An 18,360-nucleotide genomic window follows, 5' to 3' on the forward strand; every position below is an offset into this window, starting at 1 on the left:
GCGTAGCCGAACAAAAAAAGCCAGCATCACGCTGGCTTTTCATTTCAAGACGAAAGCAACAAGGTTAACGGCGTTTAGCGTTTGCAAAAGCCTCGGCAAATGCGCCACCTAAACCGCCACCATCCGAATTGTTGTCTCGGCTGCGCTGCGGTTTGCGCGTCTGTCCTTTTGGAGCCTGAGCACGAGGCTGACTGCGATTATCTTGCCCTGGCTGATCATTAAGACGCATCGACAAGCCAATGCGTTTACGCCCAGCGTCAACTTCCATGACTTTGACTTTCACAATGTCACCCGCTTTGACCACTTCTCGTGGATCAGAAACATAGCGATCAGTCAGCGCTGAAATATGCACTAAGCCATCTTGGTGGACACCAATATCCACAAATGCGCCAAAATTAGCCACGTTGGATACGACGCCTTCAAGCACCATTCCCGGCTCAAGGTCTGAAATTTCATTGACACCATCGGCAAAGGTCGCGGTTTTAAACTCAGGACGCGGGTCACGCCCCGGTTTGTCCAGCTCTTTGATAATATCGCTAACGGTTGGCACCCCAAAGGTATCATTGGTGTAATCCACCGCTTTTAAACCACGTAGAAACTCACTATCGCCAATCAAACCCGCCACCGGTTTATGATTCTTTTCGGCAATCGTTTTAACTACGGGATAAGCTTCAGGGTGAACAGCGGAGGCGTCGAGTGGATTTTTTCCACCCATAATACGCAAGAATCCGGCACACTGCTCAAAGGCTTTCGGCCCCAAACGGGCCACTTTCTTGAGTGTGCTTCGCGATTCAAAACGGCCATTATCATTCCGGTAATCAACAATATTCTGAGCCAGCGTACTCGATAAACCCGCAACACGAGTCAATAGCGCAGGCGAGGCGGTATTCACATCCACCCCCACTGCGTTTACACAATCCTCAACCACTGCGTCCAAACGTTTCGCTAGCATCGCCTGGCTCACATCATGTTGATACTGACCAACACCAATCGATTTCGGGTCAATCTTGACCAATTCAGCCAGAGGATCTTGTAAGCGACGAGCAATAGAAACCGCGCCGCGCAGCGAGACATCCATATTTGGAAACTCTTTGGCTGCCAGTTCAGAAGCAGAATACACCGAGGCACCGGCTTCACTGACCATGATTTTTTGTACTTTTAAATTGCCGCGTTTGATTAAGTCCGCTGCAAAGGCGTCGGTTTCACGTGAAGCCGTACCATTACCGATCGCAATTAAATCGACATTGTATTTACGCACCAAGCTCTCGACCACATGCATCGCTTTGTCGTACTGTTTCTGTGGTGGGTGCGGATAGATAGTATCGGTCGCCAACACTTTACCGGTTGAATCCACAACAGCAATTTTAGACCCAGTACGTAGCCCCGGGTCAAGACCAAGCGTGGCGCGAGGCCCTGCGGGCGCGGCCATCAATAAGTCTTTTAAGTTGGTCGCGAAGACCTCAATGGCTTCAATTTCCGAACGCTCTTTCAACGCCCCCATTAACTCGGTTTCCATGTGCATGGAAACCTTGATGCGCCATGCCCAGCTGATCACTTGCTTGCGCCATCCATCAGCGGGCGCATCACTGAGATCAATGCCATAATGCTGAGCAATCAACGTTTCACAATACGATTGACGTACCCCCTCGTCCTGATCGGGGTCGGCATTGATAGCCAAACTCAAGAAACCTTCATTGCGTGCGCGTAACATGGCGAGCGCACGATGCGATGGGACACGGCTGAGCAATTCATTATGCTCAAAGTAATCTTTAAACTTCTCGCCCTCTTGCTGCTTGCCATCAATCACGCGAGAGACCAATTCCGCATTACGGTTGAGGTAGTGACGAACTTTTTCTAGCAAATTCGCATCTTCTGCGATGCGCTCCATGAGTATCGCTCGCGCACCATCAAGGGCCGCTTTGGTATCCGCGACACCTTTATCAGCGTCGATAAACGACTGAGCGAAAGCCTCTGGCTCATGCTGAGGCTCATTCCATAACGTTTCCGCCAGCGGCTCAAGCCCTGCTTCAATCGCAATTTGACCTTTGGTGCGACGTTTAGGTTTATAAGGCAGATAAAGGTCTTCAAGACGCGTTTTGCTGTCCGCTTGACGGATTTCTTGCTCGAGATCCGGCGTTAATTTGCCTTGTTCTTGAATCGATTTGAGAATCGTTTGACGACGCTCGTCAAGTTCTCGTAGATAGGATAAACGGCTATCAAGGGTACGTAGTTGGGTATCATCCAACCCGCCAGTCACTTCTTTACGGTAACGGGCAATAAATGGCACGGTGTTACCGTCATCAATTAAGGTCACTGCCGCGTTGACTTGCTCAGGGCGAACGTTCAGTTCGTCAGCAATCAGTTTACAGATAGCTTGGCTCATCCGTGGAATCTCTTGGTTGTTCTAACTATGTCAGTCTATATGAGGATTAACGAGCGCCGTTTCCAGTCTTAACCGACGTCACTCGTTATTTTTATGATGCTTTTGCCGCACAGTACTCAATTTGGTTGATGAACCACTCTTTTTCGCCTTCCGGCGTTCGAACCGTAAATTCATCATCGACCTCTTTTTTGAGTAAAGCTCGCGCCATTGGCGAATCAATCGAGATATAATCTTTAGCATCGCCATAGATTTCGTCGGGGCCAACAATGCGAAAACGCTTAATGCTGCCCTCTTGGTTTTCAATTTCAACCCACGCACCAAAGAAGACTTTACCTTCTTGTTGTGGGGAATAATCGACAACCGTTACCTGCTCAAGACGTTTGCGCAGATAACGCACTCGACGATCAATCTCGCGTAAGCGCTTTTTATTGTATTGGTAGTCGGCGTTCTCACTGCGATCACCAAGGCTCGCTGCCCAAGTTACTTTCTTGGTAACTTCAGGGCGCTCTTCACGCCATAAAAAGTCTAATTCTTTTTTTAAACGATCATAGCCTTCGCGGGTGATCAGGTTAGTTTTCATAATCTTGACGCTCTTTAATTGCAACGACCCAATACATTAGCTAAAAAGGAAATAAACGTTAACAATTCTTTGCGCCACTTGGGTCAGAACAGTGTTACATTTTGAGATCCCTCAAGGGGTTAGTCGTTGAAATAGGTGGAACCAGTATATGCAAGACAATTATAAGATTCTCGTCGTGGATGATGATGCTCGGCTACGTTCACTACTAGAACGCTATCTGTCCGAACAAGGCTTTCAAGTACGCAGTGTCGCCAATGGCGAACAAATGGATCGCCTCCTGACGCGTGAAAACTTTCACCTAATGGTCCTCGACCTGATGTTACCAGGCGAAGATGGCTTGTCCATCTGTCGACGTTTGCGCAGCGCAAACAGCACTCTGCCGATTTTAATGCTCACCGCCAAAGGCGATGAGATTGACCGTATCGTTGGTTTGGAAGTCGGTGCCGATGACTACCTACCTAAACCGTTCAACCCACGTGAGTTGATGGCGCGTATCAAAGCGGTACTGCGTCGCCAAAACGTTGAATTACCCGGTGCGCCAAGTTCGGAAGAAGCGATCGTTGAATTTGGCGAATTTCGCTTAAATCTGGGCACGCGAGAAATGTTTCGGGGTGACGAACCAATGCCTTTAACCTCAGGTGAGTTCGCAGTGCTCAAAACCTTAGTAACGAATGCCCGCGAGCCGATGTCGCGCGATAAATTAATGAACATGGCGCGAGGCCGTGAATACTCGGCGATGGAACGTTCTATCGACGTGCAAATCTCACGTTTACGTCGTATGTTGGAAGTAGACCCCAGCAAGCCTCGCTACATTCAAACCGTGTGGGGACTCGGTTACGTTTTTGTTCCCGACGGCAAACAGATGTAAAGTATTTTTTGCTTAAGCCCGGCAAACCTGCCGGGTTTATTGTTGATGGTAAGGCCTCTCTATGCGTTTTCGCAGTTCATTTACTCAATCGATTCTTCTGTTTCTCACACTGCTCATTGGCAGCCAGATTTACTCGTATTACGCTGTTTTTAACTATGCGCTGCTGCCAAGCTTGCAGCAGTTCAATAAGATTCTAAGCCACGAAATTAACCTCATCCTTAAGGAACCACTGGACCAAGATGGGGATTTAAATATGAACGCGCTGCAGCGTCGGCGGGTCTTGGAACAACTCGGTGTCACGGTACACAGTGAAGACAGTGATGTGGAAGCGCGCTACCAGCATGCGATGAAAATCGATTTGATGAGCGAAGAAATGAGCAAAGAGTTTGCCTCGCCGACTGAAGTGCGCATGAGCCAAGGGGAAAACAGTTATATCTTGTGGATGAAGACCGATATGTTGCCCGGCTTTATCATGCGCGTACCGCTCTCGGAACTGCAAGAAGAGGACTTTGCGCCACTATTTCGCAACAGCATTATCATGGCGCTGCTGATCATTGTTGGTGGCTGGTTGTTTATTCGTTGGCAAAATCGCCCACTGATCGCCCTAGAAAAAGCCGCTCAACAAGTCGGACGTGGCGAGTTTCCACCCCCACTACCGGAAAAAGGCGCACTTGAGATACGTTCTGTTACGCGGGCGTTTAATAAGATGTCAGAAGGCATTCAAGCGCTGGAAGAGGATAGAAACTTGCTGATGGCAGGCATCAGTCACGATATTCGCACTCCGCTCACACGCATTCGCTTAGCGACCGAAATGATGTCACCGGAAGACGGTTATCTCGCGGAGGGCATTATCAGCGATACCGAAGAATGTAATGAGATCATCGGCCAATTTATGGATTACTTAAAACCGGTTAATCAGCAATCATTTAGTGCGGTTGATGTCAATGAAGTCGCCAGCGATGTGGCGACCGCTCAAGGTGGCTATGAACTGCAAATAGAAACGGCATTATGCACTAAAATCAAGCCTGCGACTGGCAGCGAGATCGCCATTAAACGTGCGGTCACCAACTTGGTAGTCAATGCGATTCGCTACGGTAATGGCTGGGTAAAGGTTTCGACCGGCATGACCGTCGACAACAAACTGGTGTGGGTGTGTGTCGAAGATAATGGCCCAGGCATTGAGCCACACCAAGTCGACAAGTTGTTTAATCCATTTACCCGCGGAGATACCGCTCGTGGCAGCGAAGGCACCGGACTTGGTTTGGCCATCGTTAAGCGTATTGCCAGCCAGCACCAAGGCGCGGTGGCGGTGAGTAATCGCAGTGATGGCGGGCTTAAAGTTCAATTAAGCTTTCCAGCCCATTCAAGCTAAATACTTGAATAACATCATTATAAATAGGGAGCCAAATGGCTCCCTATTTATTTTCTTCTCAGTGTCGATGACCGGTTAAAACCGCCCATTGTAATCAAACTGGTATTGACCATTGCGACTTGGCCGTAAGTACTTGAGTTGCTCACTCAACTGCTGAGGGAACTCCTCCTCTGGCTTAAACCAAGCGTTCGTTTTATAACGACGGTTTTGCTGCATCGTGGCACTAAACCCACTGCTCACTTGCGCGCTCTGCTGCGAGCCTTTAACGTCGATAACGTTATCATGGCAGCTGATATCGGCAATGATTGGGCCCGTTGTTAACTCGCCAAGCGGGGAGCCAATCTGTTGAGTATTCCACACCAAAGTGCCTTCACCTTGGTGACAATACGGCGCCGCATATTGCAGCGACTGAATCGTCAGTTCTAACTGGCCCTCTAAGGTCAGTGGTACCGGAAGACGAGGTAAATAGGGCAGCGCATTGGCGACGGGAATCGACGCGACGACATTTTCAGCATACGGCCCAGACAATCGATAACCGACCACGCCACGCCCAATCATATCGACATCGCTACCACGCCCAAAACGAACTTTGGCATGGAGATCAGCGGTCAACAGCTGCCAAGCATTCACATTCCACTGCAACTGCCCATAATTCTGACCTTGCCAGGCGACATTCTGTGCTTGACCATTCCAGACAGTACCTGAAACGCCTTCAATACTGAGCTCGCGAGGTAATGGCAACCAATTTACTACCTTCGCTGGCATATGGGCCACGGCACTTGCCACGAAGATCACCACCAAACCCAGCCCAAGTAATAGGTATTTTTTCACGGCATCATCCTTTAATAAACTGCAGACGCTTCACTTCAACCATCCCTTCGGTATCCGCTTTATCTACGTCAACAAACATAGCGTTTACCCCTTGCTGCTGACGCAGATAGGCAATCCAATCGACCAATCGATTAAACGGCATAGGCTGCACCCACACTTGCATCATGTCGCCTCGAGGTTGGACTCGGACTAACTCAATATCAAAACGACGCGCCGATGAGGAGATAATTTGGTTGAGCGGCTGATCAGAGAAGGTTTTTCCTCCCTGCTGGCGCAATTGAGTAATGGTATTCGCTTTATCTTTGACCCACGATAGTAGCTGCTTCTCGCTGGCTAAACGCTGCTCAGCCTGCTGCGCTTGTTCGGCCAATGGCTGCCACATTCCCCAATAGATGATACCAAGGAGCAGCAAGGCACCGCCGCCCATCAACAAGCGTTGTTCACGCTGCGTGATGCTCGACCACCATTTCTGAGCCAAAGCAATCCAGTTTTTCATCCATCTGCTCCTGTGCGGCGCTTGAGTACAAAGGTGCCGTTGACCAATTCTCCCGAGCGATTGAGCTGCCCTTGTTCTACAACGAATTGATTGGCTAGCGCTTCACGTGCACTCTCAAAGGTTTCAAAATCTTTGCTGCTGGCTTCCAAATGCAGCTCTTGACGATCACTATCATAGCGTAAGCTATTGATTGACAAACTCTTCACTGAGCTCAACGCCTGAGGCAATTTATTCCACCAAGTCAACACGGTATCACTTTGAGAACCACCGGAGAGAAGATTAATCTCACTGTCCATTTCACGACGTAAGTAACTCACCGTCGGAATGCGGCGCTTGCCAGTGACCGAACGGAAAATACGCTCACTCTCTTGGCGATATTCGTCAGCCTGAGCTTGTAGATTGCGTTGCACTAACCAATTATGCCCCATCGAGACCACCAACAAGACCGCCGCAGCCACCGCCACTTTTTGCCATATTTTCCAGTAACGTCCCAACGAAGATTTGGCTTTAAACTCACCGCTCAATAGGTTGATTTTGCTCTGCAATGCTCCCTGAGCCAGCAACGCCATCACTAAACTTGGCTCGCCATTTCGCCACTCTTGTTCAGGGGCGAGCGACAGAGCAGGTAACGGCGAATACGCAACCAGCGGCAAAAATTGCTCATCTTGCTTCACCCAATCTGAAGCGGCGATCATCGATAACCATTGGCCATCAACACCAATCGCTTGATAAGCCGATTTTTTGAGTAACCATTGATCCTCGATTTCGACCGCGCTGATTTGCCCATCTTCCGTGGGCAGAGCAAACGCGTCAGGCAATACCTGCTTAACGCTTAAGCCACAGCTGGCCAGATAGGTTAAGCAGTCACGAAACCAACTTTTTTCAATCGCACAGACTGTCGCAACCCCTGCTTGTTTACTGATGATCGAAAAATGCAGCTCATCCACATCTTGTGCCAATTCATCTTCCAACAAGTACGGCAGCATGCTTTCAAACTGTCGCGCACCACCGGGTGGAATCTCTACGGTATGGTTAATCACATCTTGGCTTGAGACCAACAAAATCACGTTACGCAGCTCAGCATAAGGCGTCAATTCTGGAATCGCATCCCAGTTGGCGACTTCACCACTCGCAATCACTGCCTTCTGTAGCTCAGACCACGCGAGCCACTGAACGGGTGATGCCTTATTGCTGCTCAGTCGAACGATTAGAAACTCGTTCACCGATTCCTCCAAAGCGACGACGAACCACCGTCGCAGTTTCTCGATTATCACTAAATAATAAACTGCGGATACGAATTCTTGATTCGCTGACCTTCACTTGAGCATCAAGCTCAAAATAGGCACTATCAACAGTGACATGTTGTTTTAGGTCGTCGAGCTGACTATCGCTCAACTCTGTCAATTCGGGGCTAGCAAGAAAATCATCAATCTGCCCCCAACCATCGTAAGGTCGCCCTTGTAGTAAGCTTTGCATGCGTGACTCATTGGCCTGTGGGCCCATAAAGGCCGCCAATAGCACGGCTTGCTCCGGCAATAGCGTGTTGACGTTGAGCTTCAACTCATCACTGGGAAGCGCACAAACGTATGGAGCGAGCTTTTGCATGACATCCCCAGTCACCTGATAAACAGCGCGCAATTCACTGCTATCCGCCACCCAGTTATTGGCGGCAAGGTAAGGCGGCGACATCGACTCGTACGTACTGTCTTCAACACCAGAGATGGTATCGACGCTATCATTGCGGTCGACAAACTCTTGCATGGAATGAGCAATAGTTTCCGCTCGGTACGCTTCAATATCCAGCAGCTGAAGCAGCCGCTGTAGCACTAGTGTCGCGTAAGCGGTTTGTTGGCTTGACGTTTGCTCAACACTGCTTAGCGCATTGAGGTTAAAACACGCCTGCTTATCATAAATTCGCCCACGTAACTCACCAAACTCCAGCGGATAGGTTTGCTCTTGCATCGCCCAAGGCTGAGAAAGGTTAATCGTATCATTGTCGGTGTAGCTCTGTTCTATCGCCACTTTAGCTAGCGCTTCGGCACCAATCGCATACCAATACGCTTGCTGGTAGTTGACCTGATTTTCAGCGCGATGAAATTGACTAAACAAGCGCTCTGACATAGTGGCCGCGATGGTCGCCATCATCGCCACGATCAACAAGACAACAATCAAAGCGACGCCGCGCTGACGAGAAGAATTAACTGTCATTAGACGACGACTCCTCACCACTATTAGTGCGCGGCGCACTGCCATTAGTAAGGTAGATACGCTCAATTTCCCCATAGTTTTCAAGCGTGAATGTCAACGCAACCGCCATGGGGATTTGATTGGTTTGCTGCCACTCTTCAAGCCACGCTTGCCCATCATAAAAGCGCATCGACCAAGACTCGACTTGGCTAAGTAGCGGGCGAGACAAGCTTTCCTGCCCAGCGGGCGTATCTGGGTAGCGCCACCAAACACGCTCTAGCACACCGTCTTTAATTCGATAGCCAACCTTGGTCACTTCACCGCGCGGAAATTGCTGCTGTGGATTCTGCCATCCACCACGCACGAACAGCAGGCCTTTGAAGTCAGAGTCCAATAGATTGTCTTGCCATAACAGCATTTCAGCACTCGGCTCATCGCCTTCACTGCGCATCGTACGCGCCGTCATCTGACGAAAATCGTTGTCCATCACGATCACCGCGCGTTGTATTTCTTTAAGCCGCTGAGACTTTTCCGCCGAGAGTTCATTACTTCGGCTAACTTGGTTGAGCACCTGATATGCGCCGACACTTAAGCTCGCAAAAATGGCAATCGCCACCAGCACTTCGATTAACGTAAACCCTTGATGACGTTGTCGATTACGGCTCAACATAACTGCTCACTGTAATAATCGGCGTGCCTTTTTCACTACTGGCGACACTCACCGTAAATGCTTGCAATAAGTCACTGGCGGTTTTAACTGGCGTCACTTGCCAGTACCACTCTTGCCCGGCTAGCGATTGCTTGCCTTTTTGCGCCGTCACCTTGCCATCACTTAACATCACCAGAGCCATGCGGTTATCGGCAACCATCGATGCAAAGGTTTTCTCTTCTAAGTAGCTGAGCGTATTGACATGCTGGCTGACGGAACGAATGATCGCAATCGCCGCGGTGGCGAAAATCGCCAGCGCCACCAAGACTTCAAGTAATGTCATCCCGCGCGAGGACAAAAGCGGTCGCTGACTATTGCAGATCATCATCACGCTCTCCTGGAGCTAACAACACAATAGCGCCATTTTCTTTCGCTACCACGCGCCAGCCTTCATCAACGCCCACTTCAGGGGGATGGAATGAGATTAAAAATGCCGTGACTTCGCCACTTGAGGTGATCAACACCTCGGGCGCGGGCAGTGCTTTCTTATCGCCCTGCTCTTGCTCAGCGAACATGTTTTCATCAAACAGTGAACTGTTCGGGTCAAACAAGCGGTCTTTATCCTGCCAAGCACTGCTGCCCAGCTCAAAATGCACCGCAACACCGTCTTCAACTTGGGTTTGATAGGGAATATCACGCAGCGTCAGCTCCTGCCAACCTTGATCGCCTAGTTGCATCAGATCATAACGCGACTTTTGCTCATCAACATGCAACCCAAACTCCTTCCCGCTCAACAATGCTTCATCATTAAGAAGTTGAATGCGCTGAAAAAACCGCTCTGCCTGCTGTTTAGCAATATCGGTTGAGCTGGAGGGAAACGTTGAGATCACCGCTACCGATGCCACCGAAAGCAGCACCAGTACCAGCAAAATCTCAAGAAGCGTAAATCCATTTCGACGCGGCATACAGGCTAAACGGGCAGGAAAATCCTGCCCACACTCATTACTGATAATCTTGCAAGTTCCAGTTACCGATATCGGCATTAACGCCTTCACCGCCTTCTTGACCATCGGCACCCAAGGTAAAGACATCGATACGGCCTTTATCGCCTGGGCTCAAATATTGGTAATCGTTGCCCCAAGGGTCAGTGGGTAGACGTTTAATGTATCCGCCATCACGGTAATTACGTGGCTCTGGGTTATTGGGTTTATTGACCAATCCTTCTAAGCCTTGGTCTGTGGTTGGGTACACGCTGTTATCCAGTTTGTACATATCGAGCGCGTTTTCCAACGCTACAATATCGGTAATCGCTTTTTGCTGGTCAGCTTTTTCTTTGTTACCTAATAAGTTAGGCACAACAAAGCTGGCTAAAATACCCAAAATGACCACGACAACCATGACTTCTAATAAGGTAAAGCCAGACTGCTTCTTATTCATGCGTTTCATTTTTTTCTCCAATTGATAGCGCACACGGGTGCTAGCCACTCATTAAATTATTCATTTCTAAAATCGGCATCATGGTTGCCATGACAATAAACAAAACTAAGCCTGCCATTAAGGCAATCAGTGCCGGTGTGAAAATGCCCAAAGCGATATTCACTGTCGATTCAAAGTTGGTGTCTTGGTTATCTGCTGCGCGTGTCAGCATGCTTTCCAGTTCACCACTCTGCTCACCACTGGCTATCATATGCAGCATCATGGGAGGGAAGAGTTTAGTTTGCTCCAGAGCGCGACGTAAGCTCGCCCCTTCACGAACGTTGTCGGTGGCGATCAGCACTTGCTGCTTCACATAGTGATTCGACATCACATCCACCGCGACTTTCATGCCATCCAAAATTGGTACCGCACTTGAGGTACAAATCGACAAAGTGCGGGCAAATCGTGACGTATTTAAACCACGCGAAATTTTACCGATCAACGGCATTGAAATGATTTTACGATCCCACTTCAAACGTAAATTGGGTTTACTCAGGGCCCACTTCCCCACATAAATCGCGATGCATACCACAATCAGCACCAAAAGCCCCCAGTTCTTGATAAAGTCACTGGAAGAGAGCAAAAACTGAGTGGATTTTGGAAGTTCTTGGCCCATCTGAACAAACTGCCCGACGATTTTCGGCACGACCGCAGCCAGCAAAAAGGCGACGATACCAATGGCAAACACCACCAGCACGACAGGGTAGATCATCGCCTGTTGCAGCTTGGAACGCATTTTTTGGCGGTTTTCTGCGTAATCAGCCAAGCGTTCAAGCACAGCATCAAGGTGACCCGATTTCTCGCCCGCTGACACCATTGAACGGAACAGTTCATCAAAGATATGCGGATAATCACCAAGGCTATCCGCTAAGGTATAGCCCTCGGTAACTTTAGATCGCACCGCGAGCAACATGTTACGAATACGCGGCTTTTCTGATTGCTCGGACACCGCACGCAAACACTCTTCCAATGGCATACCCGATTGAACCAGTGTCGAGAGCTGGCGAGTAATCAGCGCTAAATCCGGCGTACTTATCCCGCGCTTGAGGCCAACAGAGCTTGCCCCAGTTTGCTGGCCGCCAGCTCGCTGAGGTTTTCGCCCACTGGTGGTTGAAACCTCCACCGGCACCAAGCCTTGCTCTTTTAAACGCGCACGTACCTGGCGCGCATTATCGCCCTCAATGACACCTTTTTTGGTTTTGCCCTTGGCATCCAAGGCTCGATATTCAAACGCCGCCATTATACTTCCTTGGTCACACGCATGACTTCTTCAAGCGAGGTAATGCCAAGACGGACTTTCGACAAGCCATCCCCACGAATACTTGGTGTATGAGCACGAATGGCTTTTTCAATCGCCTGCTCACCCGCTTCGCTGTGGATCAACGCCTGGACTTGGTCATCGACGAGCAACAGTTCGTGAATCCCGGTACGACCTCGATAACCTTTATGGTTACATCGTTCACAGCCATGCGGCTTATACAGCGTCAGCTCTTGGTCTTCATCGAGATCAAACAAGCGCTTTTGTTCTGCATTCGCCATATAGGGCTGCTTACAATCGCCACATAAGGTGCGCACCAAACGTTGTGCGAGCACCCCCAAAAGCGATGATGAAATCAAAAAGGGTTCAATGCCCATATCTCGCAAACGAGTAATCGCGCCGATTGCCGTGTTGGTGTGCAATGTTGAAAGAACCAAGTGACCCGTTAAAGAGGCTTGTACAGCAATTTGCGCCGTTTCAAGGTCACGAATCTCACCTATCATCACCACATCCGGGTCTTGACGCAAAATAGCACGTAAGCCGCGGGCAAAGGTCATATCGACTTTCGGGTTAACCTGAGTTTGGCCAATGCCATCGATATCAAATTCAATAGGGTCTTCTACCGTGAGAATATTGCGCTCGTTGCTATTCAGCTCTTGCAAGCCAGCGTACAAGGTGGTCGATTTACCCGACCCAGTTGGACCTGTCACCAACAAAATGCCATGTGGGCGTTCAATAATGTGGCGGAATTGGTCATGGGTTGCAGGCGTCATACCTAAACTGTGTAAATCGAGACGAGTTGCGTTTTTATCCAGCAAACGCATGACCACACGTTCACCATGTGATGATGGCATGGTTGATACCCGAACATCGACGGCTCGACCACCAATTCTAAGCGAGATACGACCATCTTGCGGTACCCGCTTTTCGGCAATATCCAGTTTCGCCATGACTTTAATCCGAGATACCACCAGCGGAGCAAGCTTACGGCTCGGGCTTAAGACTTCACGCAAGACGCCATCCACCCGAAAACGGATCGATAACGTCTTTTCAAAGGTCTCGATATGAATATCCGACGCGCCTTCTTTGATCGCTTCACCCAGCATGGCGTTGATCAATTTGATGATCGGCGCATCATCTTCAGATTCGAGCAAGTCTTCGTCTTGCGGAAGCTCTTCGGCCAGTGAGAAAAAATCTTCTTTATCGGCCCCCAAATCTTCCATGAGCTGACGAGCTTCCGACGAGTCACGCTGATAAGCGATGGTCAGTTTGAGCTCAAACGCCTCACGACTGACTTCTTCGATCTCAAACGGCTCTGCGGCCACGCGGCGTACTTCAAGTAAGGATTCAATATTTAACGGCGCAACATAATAGAGCACCAATTGCTGCGCATCATTAGGCTCTAACACCATCTTAAAGCGATTGGCGAAACTGAACGGCAATCGGCGATAAGCGGCGGCGGCCGAGAGAGTTTCACTCATCGTTGTTGGATTTCCATTTGATCAATAAATGCTTGAATTTCTGCAGGATGACCGAGTTCTCGCCCAAATTTAGGCAATACTGGAATGTTGTTGTCATCCATTAACGTCAGACCTTTATCTGCTTTATAAAGCTGTTCCGCGCGAATAAAGTTATATTTACGCTGAGTGATACCATCAGCGGTCACGCCATCGCGAATGATGGTCGGCTTAATAAACACCATCAAATTACGTTTTTGTACTTCGGTGTTCGTCGACTTAAACAAATACCCAAGCACTGGAATATCGCCAAGCAGCGGCACTTTAGACTCACTTTCCACAGCACGCTCATCAATTAAGCCCCCCAGCACAATCATCTGCCCGTCATTGACCATCACTGACGTATTGAGTTGGCGTTTAGCAAAGCGCACGTCTACCGCGCCATTAGCGCCTAATACGTTAGACACTTCTTGCTCAATATTCAGTTGGACCGAGTCCCCTTCGTTAATCTGCGGCACCACTTTGAGTTTGATACCGACCTCTTTACGGTCGACGGTTTGGAATGGGTTATCATTGTTCGACCCCGCCGCTGAGCCAGTGATCACCGGCACTTCTTCACCGACAATAAAAGACGCTTCGCCATTGTCCATCACGGTGATACTCGGTGATGACAAGATATTTGAATTCGATTGGTTAGAGACCGCTTGAATCAGCGCGGTCCAATCACCCATTAGCACACTGACTGCCGCACCATTGACGCCGGACAGCGCCGAAGCGAGCGTGGAGTAATCCCCTTCTTCCACCGATTGACGCGTTTGCCAAGAACCACTGTCTGAATCCCAATAGCTCTCTTCGGTGGTGGTGTCTTTCGCCTCTTCAAGACCGACCATCACTTGACCAATTTGCGCATTACTGTTGCCGTATTGAATCACAGAGCCACTTTCCAAAGAGCCCCATTGAATCCCGAGGTTAATCCCGTCACCTTCTGACATCTCCACAATCAAGGCTTCAATCAAGACTTGAGCACGGCGAATATCCAACTGAGCAATCACATCTTGCAGTGCAATCATGATATCGGGCGGAGCTGTCAAAACTAATGAGTTGGTGCCCTCATGCGCCGCAATCATCACTTGGTCACGGTTATTACCAGATGTGGTCGAGCCTTTCGCCCCCGTTGCTTTTTCTGCTTGCAGATTATCAGAGACCCCTTTGAGCACCTCGACTAAGTCTTCGGCTTTGGCGTATTTGAGGTAGACAACTTTATTATTGCCCTTGGTTGCCATCTCGACATCAAGCTGTTTAATCAAACGCTTAAGACGAGCACGAACTTGAGGTTCACCAGAGATAAGAATCGAATTGGTACGATCATCCGCCACCAATTTGGGTTCCAAAAAAGCGGGCGTATTTTTCGAATCTTGAGTTTTATTCAGCGCATCGACAATCCGCACCATTTCAGCCGCCGAGGCGTTCGCCAGTTCAACCACTTCAATGTCTTTGTTACCGGCTTGATCGACACGTTTGATGATGTCGGCCAGGCGATTCACCACCGCAGCTCGGCCAGTAATCAAAATAATATTCGCCGGATCGTAATGCACCACATTACCGGCGCCCGCGTTATCGTTCAGTTGGCGCAGCAAAGGGGATAATTCACGTACTGAAACATTACGTACCGCAACCACACGAGTGATCACGTTATCGCCACGAACGCTATCGTCGCCAACAACCGGAATGGCAGAGGTTTTGGCATCCTTGGCTTTAATGACCTTGATCACCCCATTCTCCATCTCAACCACAGCGTAGCCATACACTTCCAAAACATTCAAAAAGAAACTGTAGTATTGGTCTTCCGAAAGCATATCGTAGCTGCGCACGTCAATTTTACCGCGCACCGATGGATCAACAATGATGGTTTTTTCTAGGTTGCGTCCGACGATATTAATGAATTCTTGAATATCCGTTCCTTTGAAACTCGCACTATATTCATTGGCGACGGTCGTTGGCGAGACCAACAGGCTCCCGAGTAATAACCATGCACTTTTATTGAGCCAATGCTTCACTGTGTTCTCCTTTAAGAGCGACTTAAGCCACGCTTATAATGAAATATAAATATCGTAAGGTTGACCGTCGCGCTCAACCGTTAAATTCAGTTCGGTTAAATCGGAAATTGACTCAAAAATTTCAGTCATCACCTCTGGGTCCGATAAATCCTTTCCATTGAGTTGCACAGCGATATCGCCTTGTTGCAAACCCACTTCGTTAAATAATGCCGCGCTACTGCCCGGGCTCAATCGATAGCCGATAACATCATTATCACGCTTCACTTGAGACATTCGAATGTACTGGAAGATCTGCTGAGGGTTTTCTTGAATATCCGCACGCACATCATCAAGGTTTAATGTTCGTTTTGGTCGCGAAGCATTGCTTGCTTCTTCACGCTCACGTGGCGCACCACGTTCGCTATCTCGTGGTTGCTCAGTAGAACGCTTGCTGTAATCAATGCCTTGAAGCATAACGGTTTCATCACGCCCGGCATTATTGACAATCACACGGTCACTGTGAACCGCGACAATTTTCGCTCGCGTTCCTTCAATCATCTCATTGACGCCATAGGTCGATTGCTGGCCACGATTGGCAAGCACCGCCAAGCTCAATTCGGGTTGAGAACTGGTCACCACACCCACCAGCGTGACATTAAGCCGACTTTTAGGGGCATCTTGTACCACTTTGGGCTGCGGCTTCGTTTCCGTTTGATAACGACCAAACAGGTTACCGCGCTGTATCGCTGAGACATCAAGCTGCTGATTTGGTTTCGTCTGGTTCGAAACTTGTTGTGTAGGGGACCATGGAACAAGCGCGGTTGTTGGTAAGAATAACCATACCATCTGCCCCAAAAGCCACGCCGTCGCAACCGCAAATATACAGGCTACTATGCGGCTGATTCGTGTTTGATTGGTAAGAAGGGGTTTAAAAAACGCTGCTGGGTTGGTTGTGATATCGCGAAAACTCACGCTTATTCCTTTGTGATAAATTCAGCCCATAGAGACCCTATAGACGGGAACTTGTTCAATTCCTTTGACTCAAGCTTTATTAAGGATGTTCAAGTTGTGCATATCCTACTAAGTTCGTAGCCAATCTACAAAATAAAATATCTCACACAATATACCACTACGAGCATATTGTTTGAGACATGAATAGATTTTTAGATCTCGCTTGAAAAATGCGAACATTGTCACCATTGTTTACACATCTATCAAAGCAAGGACTCTACATCCTTAGAGGTAAAATATCCTAATGGGTTCCAACACAGAAGCCGTTCGCCTAGATAAATGGCTGTGGGCCGCACGTTTTTACAAAACTCGATCCATAGCTCGTAACATGGTTGATGGCGGCAAAGTTCATTATAATGGGCAGCGCAGTAAACCAAGTAAAGTGGTTGAACTCGGTGCTGTGATCACGCTACGTCAGGGTAACGAAGAAAAAACCGTGACGATAGAAAAAATTTCTGACCAACGACGCGGTGCGCCAGAAGCACAAACCTTGTATAGCGAAACCGCCGATAGTATCGCTAAACGTGAAGACAATGCGCTGCGCCGTAAACTTCATGCGGTCAACCCGGCGCCAGATCGTCGTCCGGACAAAAAACAGCGTCGTGACATCATTAAATTTAAACATCAATAAGCTGAGCACTCTTGAGAGGAAATCGCCACATGGCAAACAATGCACTACATCGCTACCTATTTGAAAACTTATCTGTTCGTGGCGAGTTGGTACAATTGGACGAAACATACCAACAGATCATTTCAAGCAAGGAGTATCCAGCAGCGATTAAAACGTTGTTAGGAGAGCTATTGGTGTCAACGACACTGTTAACTGCCACACTGAAATTTGAAGGTTCTATCACCATCCAATTGCAAGGTGATGGCCCGGTTTCACTGGCCGTAATTAACGGTGATCACGACCAAAAAGTACGCGGTGTTGCGCGCTGGGAAGGCGATATTGCCGATGATGCAACGCTGCATCAACTGATGGGTAAAGGCCACATGGTGATTACCATCGACCCTAAACAAGGCGAACGCTATCAAGGCGTGGTTGGCTTGGAAGGAGATACGCTCACAGACGTGATTGAAGGTTACTTCGCCAACTCAGAACAGCTTAAGACTCGTTTATGGATTCGTACTGACGCGCAGCACGCTGCAGGAATGCTATTGCAAGTCATGCCTGACGGCACTGGTAGCGCTGACGATTTCGAGCACTTAGAGCAGCTCACCGATACTATTAAGTCTGAAGAGCTATTTACGCTCCCAGCGAATGAATTGCTATATCGCTTATATAACCAAGAAACCGTGCGCCTGTTCGATCCTCAACCTGTCGAGTTCCATTGCGGTTGTTCACGCGAACGCAGTGCTGCAGCGATTACAACGCTGCCAAAAGCTGAGGTTTATGAAATGCTTGCGGAAGCTGGCAACATCTCCCTGCACTGTGATTACTGTGGAACCACTTACGTCATCGATGAAGCGGAAGTGGGTGAGTTGTTTGCTAACCATGGTCAAGACTCCCAAACGTTGCATTAATTCACTACTTTTATCAAGCACGATAATTCCCCTAAAAAGCCAGCGATCTGCTGGCTTTTTTGTGATCGACCTCCCCTCAAAGCCCGCCATGACTGCGTTATTCGCAATACTTATTTTTTTGGAATTAATAATCAACTAGGGCTAGCACTAGACTTAAAGCCCACGATAAACTGATAGAGCCAATATGTGACGAGACGCCTAATACCCCACCAAAACTGTGGTTATTTTTTGA

The 18,360-nt window shown here is 48.7% G+C and carries 18 protein-coding genes; 4 read left to right on the top strand and 14 right to left on the bottom strand.

What is annotated here, in order from left to right; translation table 11 throughout:
- Positions 1-64 precede the first annotated feature (64 nt).
- Together M1D72_RS21205 and greB are read right to left on the bottom strand one after the other, a co-directional pair.
- On the bottom strand, positions 65-2,383 hold the full coding sequence (locus M1D72_RS21205) for a Tex family protein (RefSeq protein ID WP_456296438.1): 2,319 nt from the start codon (positions 2,381-2,383) through the stop codon (positions 65-67).
- A gap of 91 nt (positions 2,384-2,474) precedes the next feature.
- Positions 2,475-2,963, bottom strand: coding sequence for a transcription elongation factor GreB (gene greB, locus M1D72_RS21210; RefSeq protein WP_390194461.1), 489 nt, complete (start codon positions 2,961-2,963; stop codon positions 2,475-2,477).
- Positions 2,964-3,111: 148 nt separating this feature from the next.
- On the opposite strand from greB, the gene ompR reads away from it, so the two are divergent.
- Positions 3,112-3,831 carry an osmolarity response regulator transcription factor OmpR gene (gene ompR / locus M1D72_RS21215; protein ID WP_390194460.1) on the top strand — a complete coding sequence of 240 codons (720 nt, stop codon included), beginning with the start codon at positions 3,112-3,114 and terminating at the stop codon, positions 3,829-3,831.
- 61 nt (positions 3,832-3,892) lie between these two features.
- Positions 3,893-5,203, top strand: coding sequence for a two-component system sensor histidine kinase EnvZ (envZ, locus tag M1D72_RS21220; protein ID WP_456296439.1), 1,311 nt, complete (start codon positions 3,893-3,895; stop codon positions 5,201-5,203).
- A gap of 75 nt (positions 5,204-5,278) precedes the next feature.
- Here envZ and M1D72_RS21225 read toward each other — a convergent pair whose 3' ends face one another.
- From M1D72_RS21225 to gspC, 12 genes are read right to left on the bottom strand one after another with little or no spacing between them, the layout of a single operon-like run.
- Positions 5,279-6,034 carry a type II secretion system protein N gene (locus tag M1D72_RS21225; RefSeq protein WP_456296440.1) on the bottom strand — a complete coding sequence of 252 codons (756 nt, stop codon included), beginning with the start codon at positions 6,032-6,034 and terminating at the stop codon, positions 5,279-5,281.
- 4 nt (positions 6,035-6,038) lie between these two features.
- On the bottom strand, positions 6,039-6,530 hold the full coding sequence (locus M1D72_RS21230) for a type II secretion system protein M (RefSeq protein ID WP_390194457.1): 492 nt from the start codon (positions 6,528-6,530) through the stop codon (positions 6,039-6,041).
- Positions 6,527-7,753 carry a type II secretion system protein GspL gene (gene gspL, locus M1D72_RS21235; RefSeq protein ID WP_456296441.1) on the bottom strand — a complete coding sequence of 409 codons (1,227 nt, stop codon included), beginning with the start codon at positions 7,751-7,753 and terminating at the stop codon, positions 6,527-6,529. The genes M1D72_RS21230 and gspL overlap by 4 nt, the downstream gene beginning before the upstream one ends.
- Positions 7,716-8,738: a type II secretion system minor pseudopilin GspK gene (gene gspK / locus M1D72_RS21240; protein WP_456296442.1), complete on the bottom strand. Its 1,023-nt coding sequence runs from the start codon at positions 8,736-8,738 to the stop codon at positions 7,716-7,718. The genes gspL and gspK overlap by 38 nt, the downstream gene beginning before the upstream one ends.
- On the bottom strand, positions 8,728-9,387 hold the full coding sequence (gene gspJ, locus M1D72_RS21245; protein ID WP_456296443.1) for a type II secretion system minor pseudopilin GspJ: 660 nt from the start codon (positions 9,385-9,387) through the stop codon (positions 8,728-8,730). Before gspJ ends, gspK begins: the two co-directional genes overlap by 11 nt.
- Entirely contained in the window at positions 9,374-9,754 is a 381-nt protein-coding gene (gene gspI, locus M1D72_RS21250) for a type II secretion system minor pseudopilin GspI (protein WP_456296444.1), read from the bottom strand. The genes gspJ and gspI overlap by 14 nt, the downstream gene beginning before the upstream one ends.
- Entirely contained in the window at positions 9,738-10,331 is a 594-nt protein-coding gene (gspH, locus tag M1D72_RS21255; protein WP_456297445.1) for a type II secretion system minor pseudopilin GspH, read from the bottom strand. Before gspH ends, gspI begins: the two co-directional genes overlap by 17 nt.
- A 37-nt stretch (positions 10,332-10,368) precedes the next feature.
- Positions 10,369-10,812, bottom strand: coding sequence for a type II secretion system major pseudopilin GspG (gene gspG / locus M1D72_RS21260; protein WP_390194453.1), 444 nt, complete (start codon positions 10,810-10,812; stop codon positions 10,369-10,371).
- A gap of 31 nt (positions 10,813-10,843) precedes the next feature.
- Entirely contained in the window at positions 10,844-12,082 is a 1,239-nt protein-coding gene (gene gspF, locus M1D72_RS21265; protein ID WP_456296445.1) for a type II secretion system inner membrane protein GspF, read from the bottom strand.
- Positions 12,082-13,581, bottom strand: coding sequence for a type II secretion system ATPase GspE (gene gspE, locus M1D72_RS21270; protein ID WP_456296446.1), 1,500 nt, complete (start codon positions 13,579-13,581; stop codon positions 12,082-12,084). Before gspE ends, gspF begins: the two co-directional genes overlap by 1 nt.
- On the bottom strand, positions 13,578-15,614 hold the full coding sequence (gene gspD, locus M1D72_RS21275; RefSeq protein ID WP_456296447.1) for a type II secretion system secretin GspD: 2,037 nt from the start codon (positions 15,612-15,614) through the stop codon (positions 13,578-13,580). Before gspD ends, gspE begins: the two co-directional genes overlap by 4 nt.
- A gap of 33 nt (positions 15,615-15,647) precedes the next feature.
- A complete protein-coding gene (gene gspC, locus M1D72_RS21280) occupies positions 15,648-16,565 on the bottom strand; it encodes a type II secretion system protein GspC (RefSeq protein ID WP_456296448.1) in 918 nt (305 codons plus the stop codon).
- A 283-nt stretch (positions 16,566-16,848) separates the two neighbouring features.
- Between gspC and hslR the strand changes: the two genes are divergently transcribed.
- Positions 16,849-17,235: a ribosome-associated heat shock protein Hsp15 gene (hslR, locus tag M1D72_RS21285; protein WP_390194448.1), complete on the top strand. Its 387-nt coding sequence runs from the start codon at positions 16,849-16,851 to the stop codon at positions 17,233-17,235.
- 29 nt (positions 17,236-17,264) lie between these two features.
- Entirely contained in the window at positions 17,265-18,128 is an 864-nt protein-coding gene (gene hslO, locus M1D72_RS21290) for an Hsp33 family molecular chaperone HslO (RefSeq protein WP_390194447.1), read from the top strand.
- The last annotated feature ends 232 nt before the right edge of the window (positions 18,129-18,360 follow it).

The organism is Vibrio sp. AK197 (assembly GCF_053903115.1).

Coding starts and splice junctions, on each gene's coding strand:
- greB (WP_390194461.1), bottom strand. CDS start 2,963: ATGAAAACTAACCTGATCACCCGCGAAGGCTATGATCGTTTAAAAAAA.
- gspE (WP_456296446.1), bottom strand. CDS start 13,581: ATGAGTGAAACTCTCTCGGCCGCCGCCGCTTATCGCCGATTGCCGTTC.
- hslO (WP_390194447.1), top strand. CDS start 17,265: ATGGCAAACAATGCACTACATCGCTACCTATTTGAAAACTTATCTGTT.
- gspI (WP_456296444.1), bottom strand. CDS start 9,754: ATGATGATCTGCAATAGTCAGCGACCGCTTTTGTCCTCGCGCGGGATG.
- gspK (WP_456296442.1), bottom strand. CDS start 8,738: ATGACAGTTAATTCTTCTCGTCAGCGCGGCGTCGCTTTGATTGTTGTC.
- M1D72_RS21230 (WP_390194457.1), bottom strand. CDS start 6,530: ATGAAAAACTGGATTGCTTTGGCTCAGAAATGGTGGTCGAGCATCACG.
- gspJ (WP_456296443.1), bottom strand. CDS start 9,387: ATGTTGAGCCGTAATCGACAACGTCATCAAGGGTTTACGTTAATCGAA.
- gspH (WP_456297445.1), bottom strand. CDS start 10,331: ATGCCGCGTCGAAATGGATTTACGCTTCTTGAGATTTTGCTGGTACTG.
- hslR (WP_390194448.1), top strand. CDS start 16,849: ATGGGTTCCAACACAGAAGCCGTTCGCCTAGATAAATGGCTGTGGGCC.
- gspG (WP_390194453.1), bottom strand. CDS start 10,812: ATGAAACGCATGAATAAGAAGCAGTCTGGCTTTACCTTATTAGAAGTC.
- M1D72_RS21205 (WP_456296438.1), bottom strand. CDS start 2,383: ATGAGCCAAGCTATCTGTAAACTGATTGCTGACGAACTGAACGTTCGC.
- ompR (WP_390194460.1), top strand. CDS start 3,112: ATGCAAGACAATTATAAGATTCTCGTCGTGGATGATGATGCTCGGCTA.
- envZ (WP_456296439.1), top strand. CDS start 3,893: ATGCGTTTTCGCAGTTCATTTACTCAATCGATTCTTCTGTTTCTCACA.
- gspF (WP_456296445.1), bottom strand. CDS start 12,082: ATGGCGGCGTTTGAATATCGAGCCTTGGATGCCAAGGGCAAAACCAAA.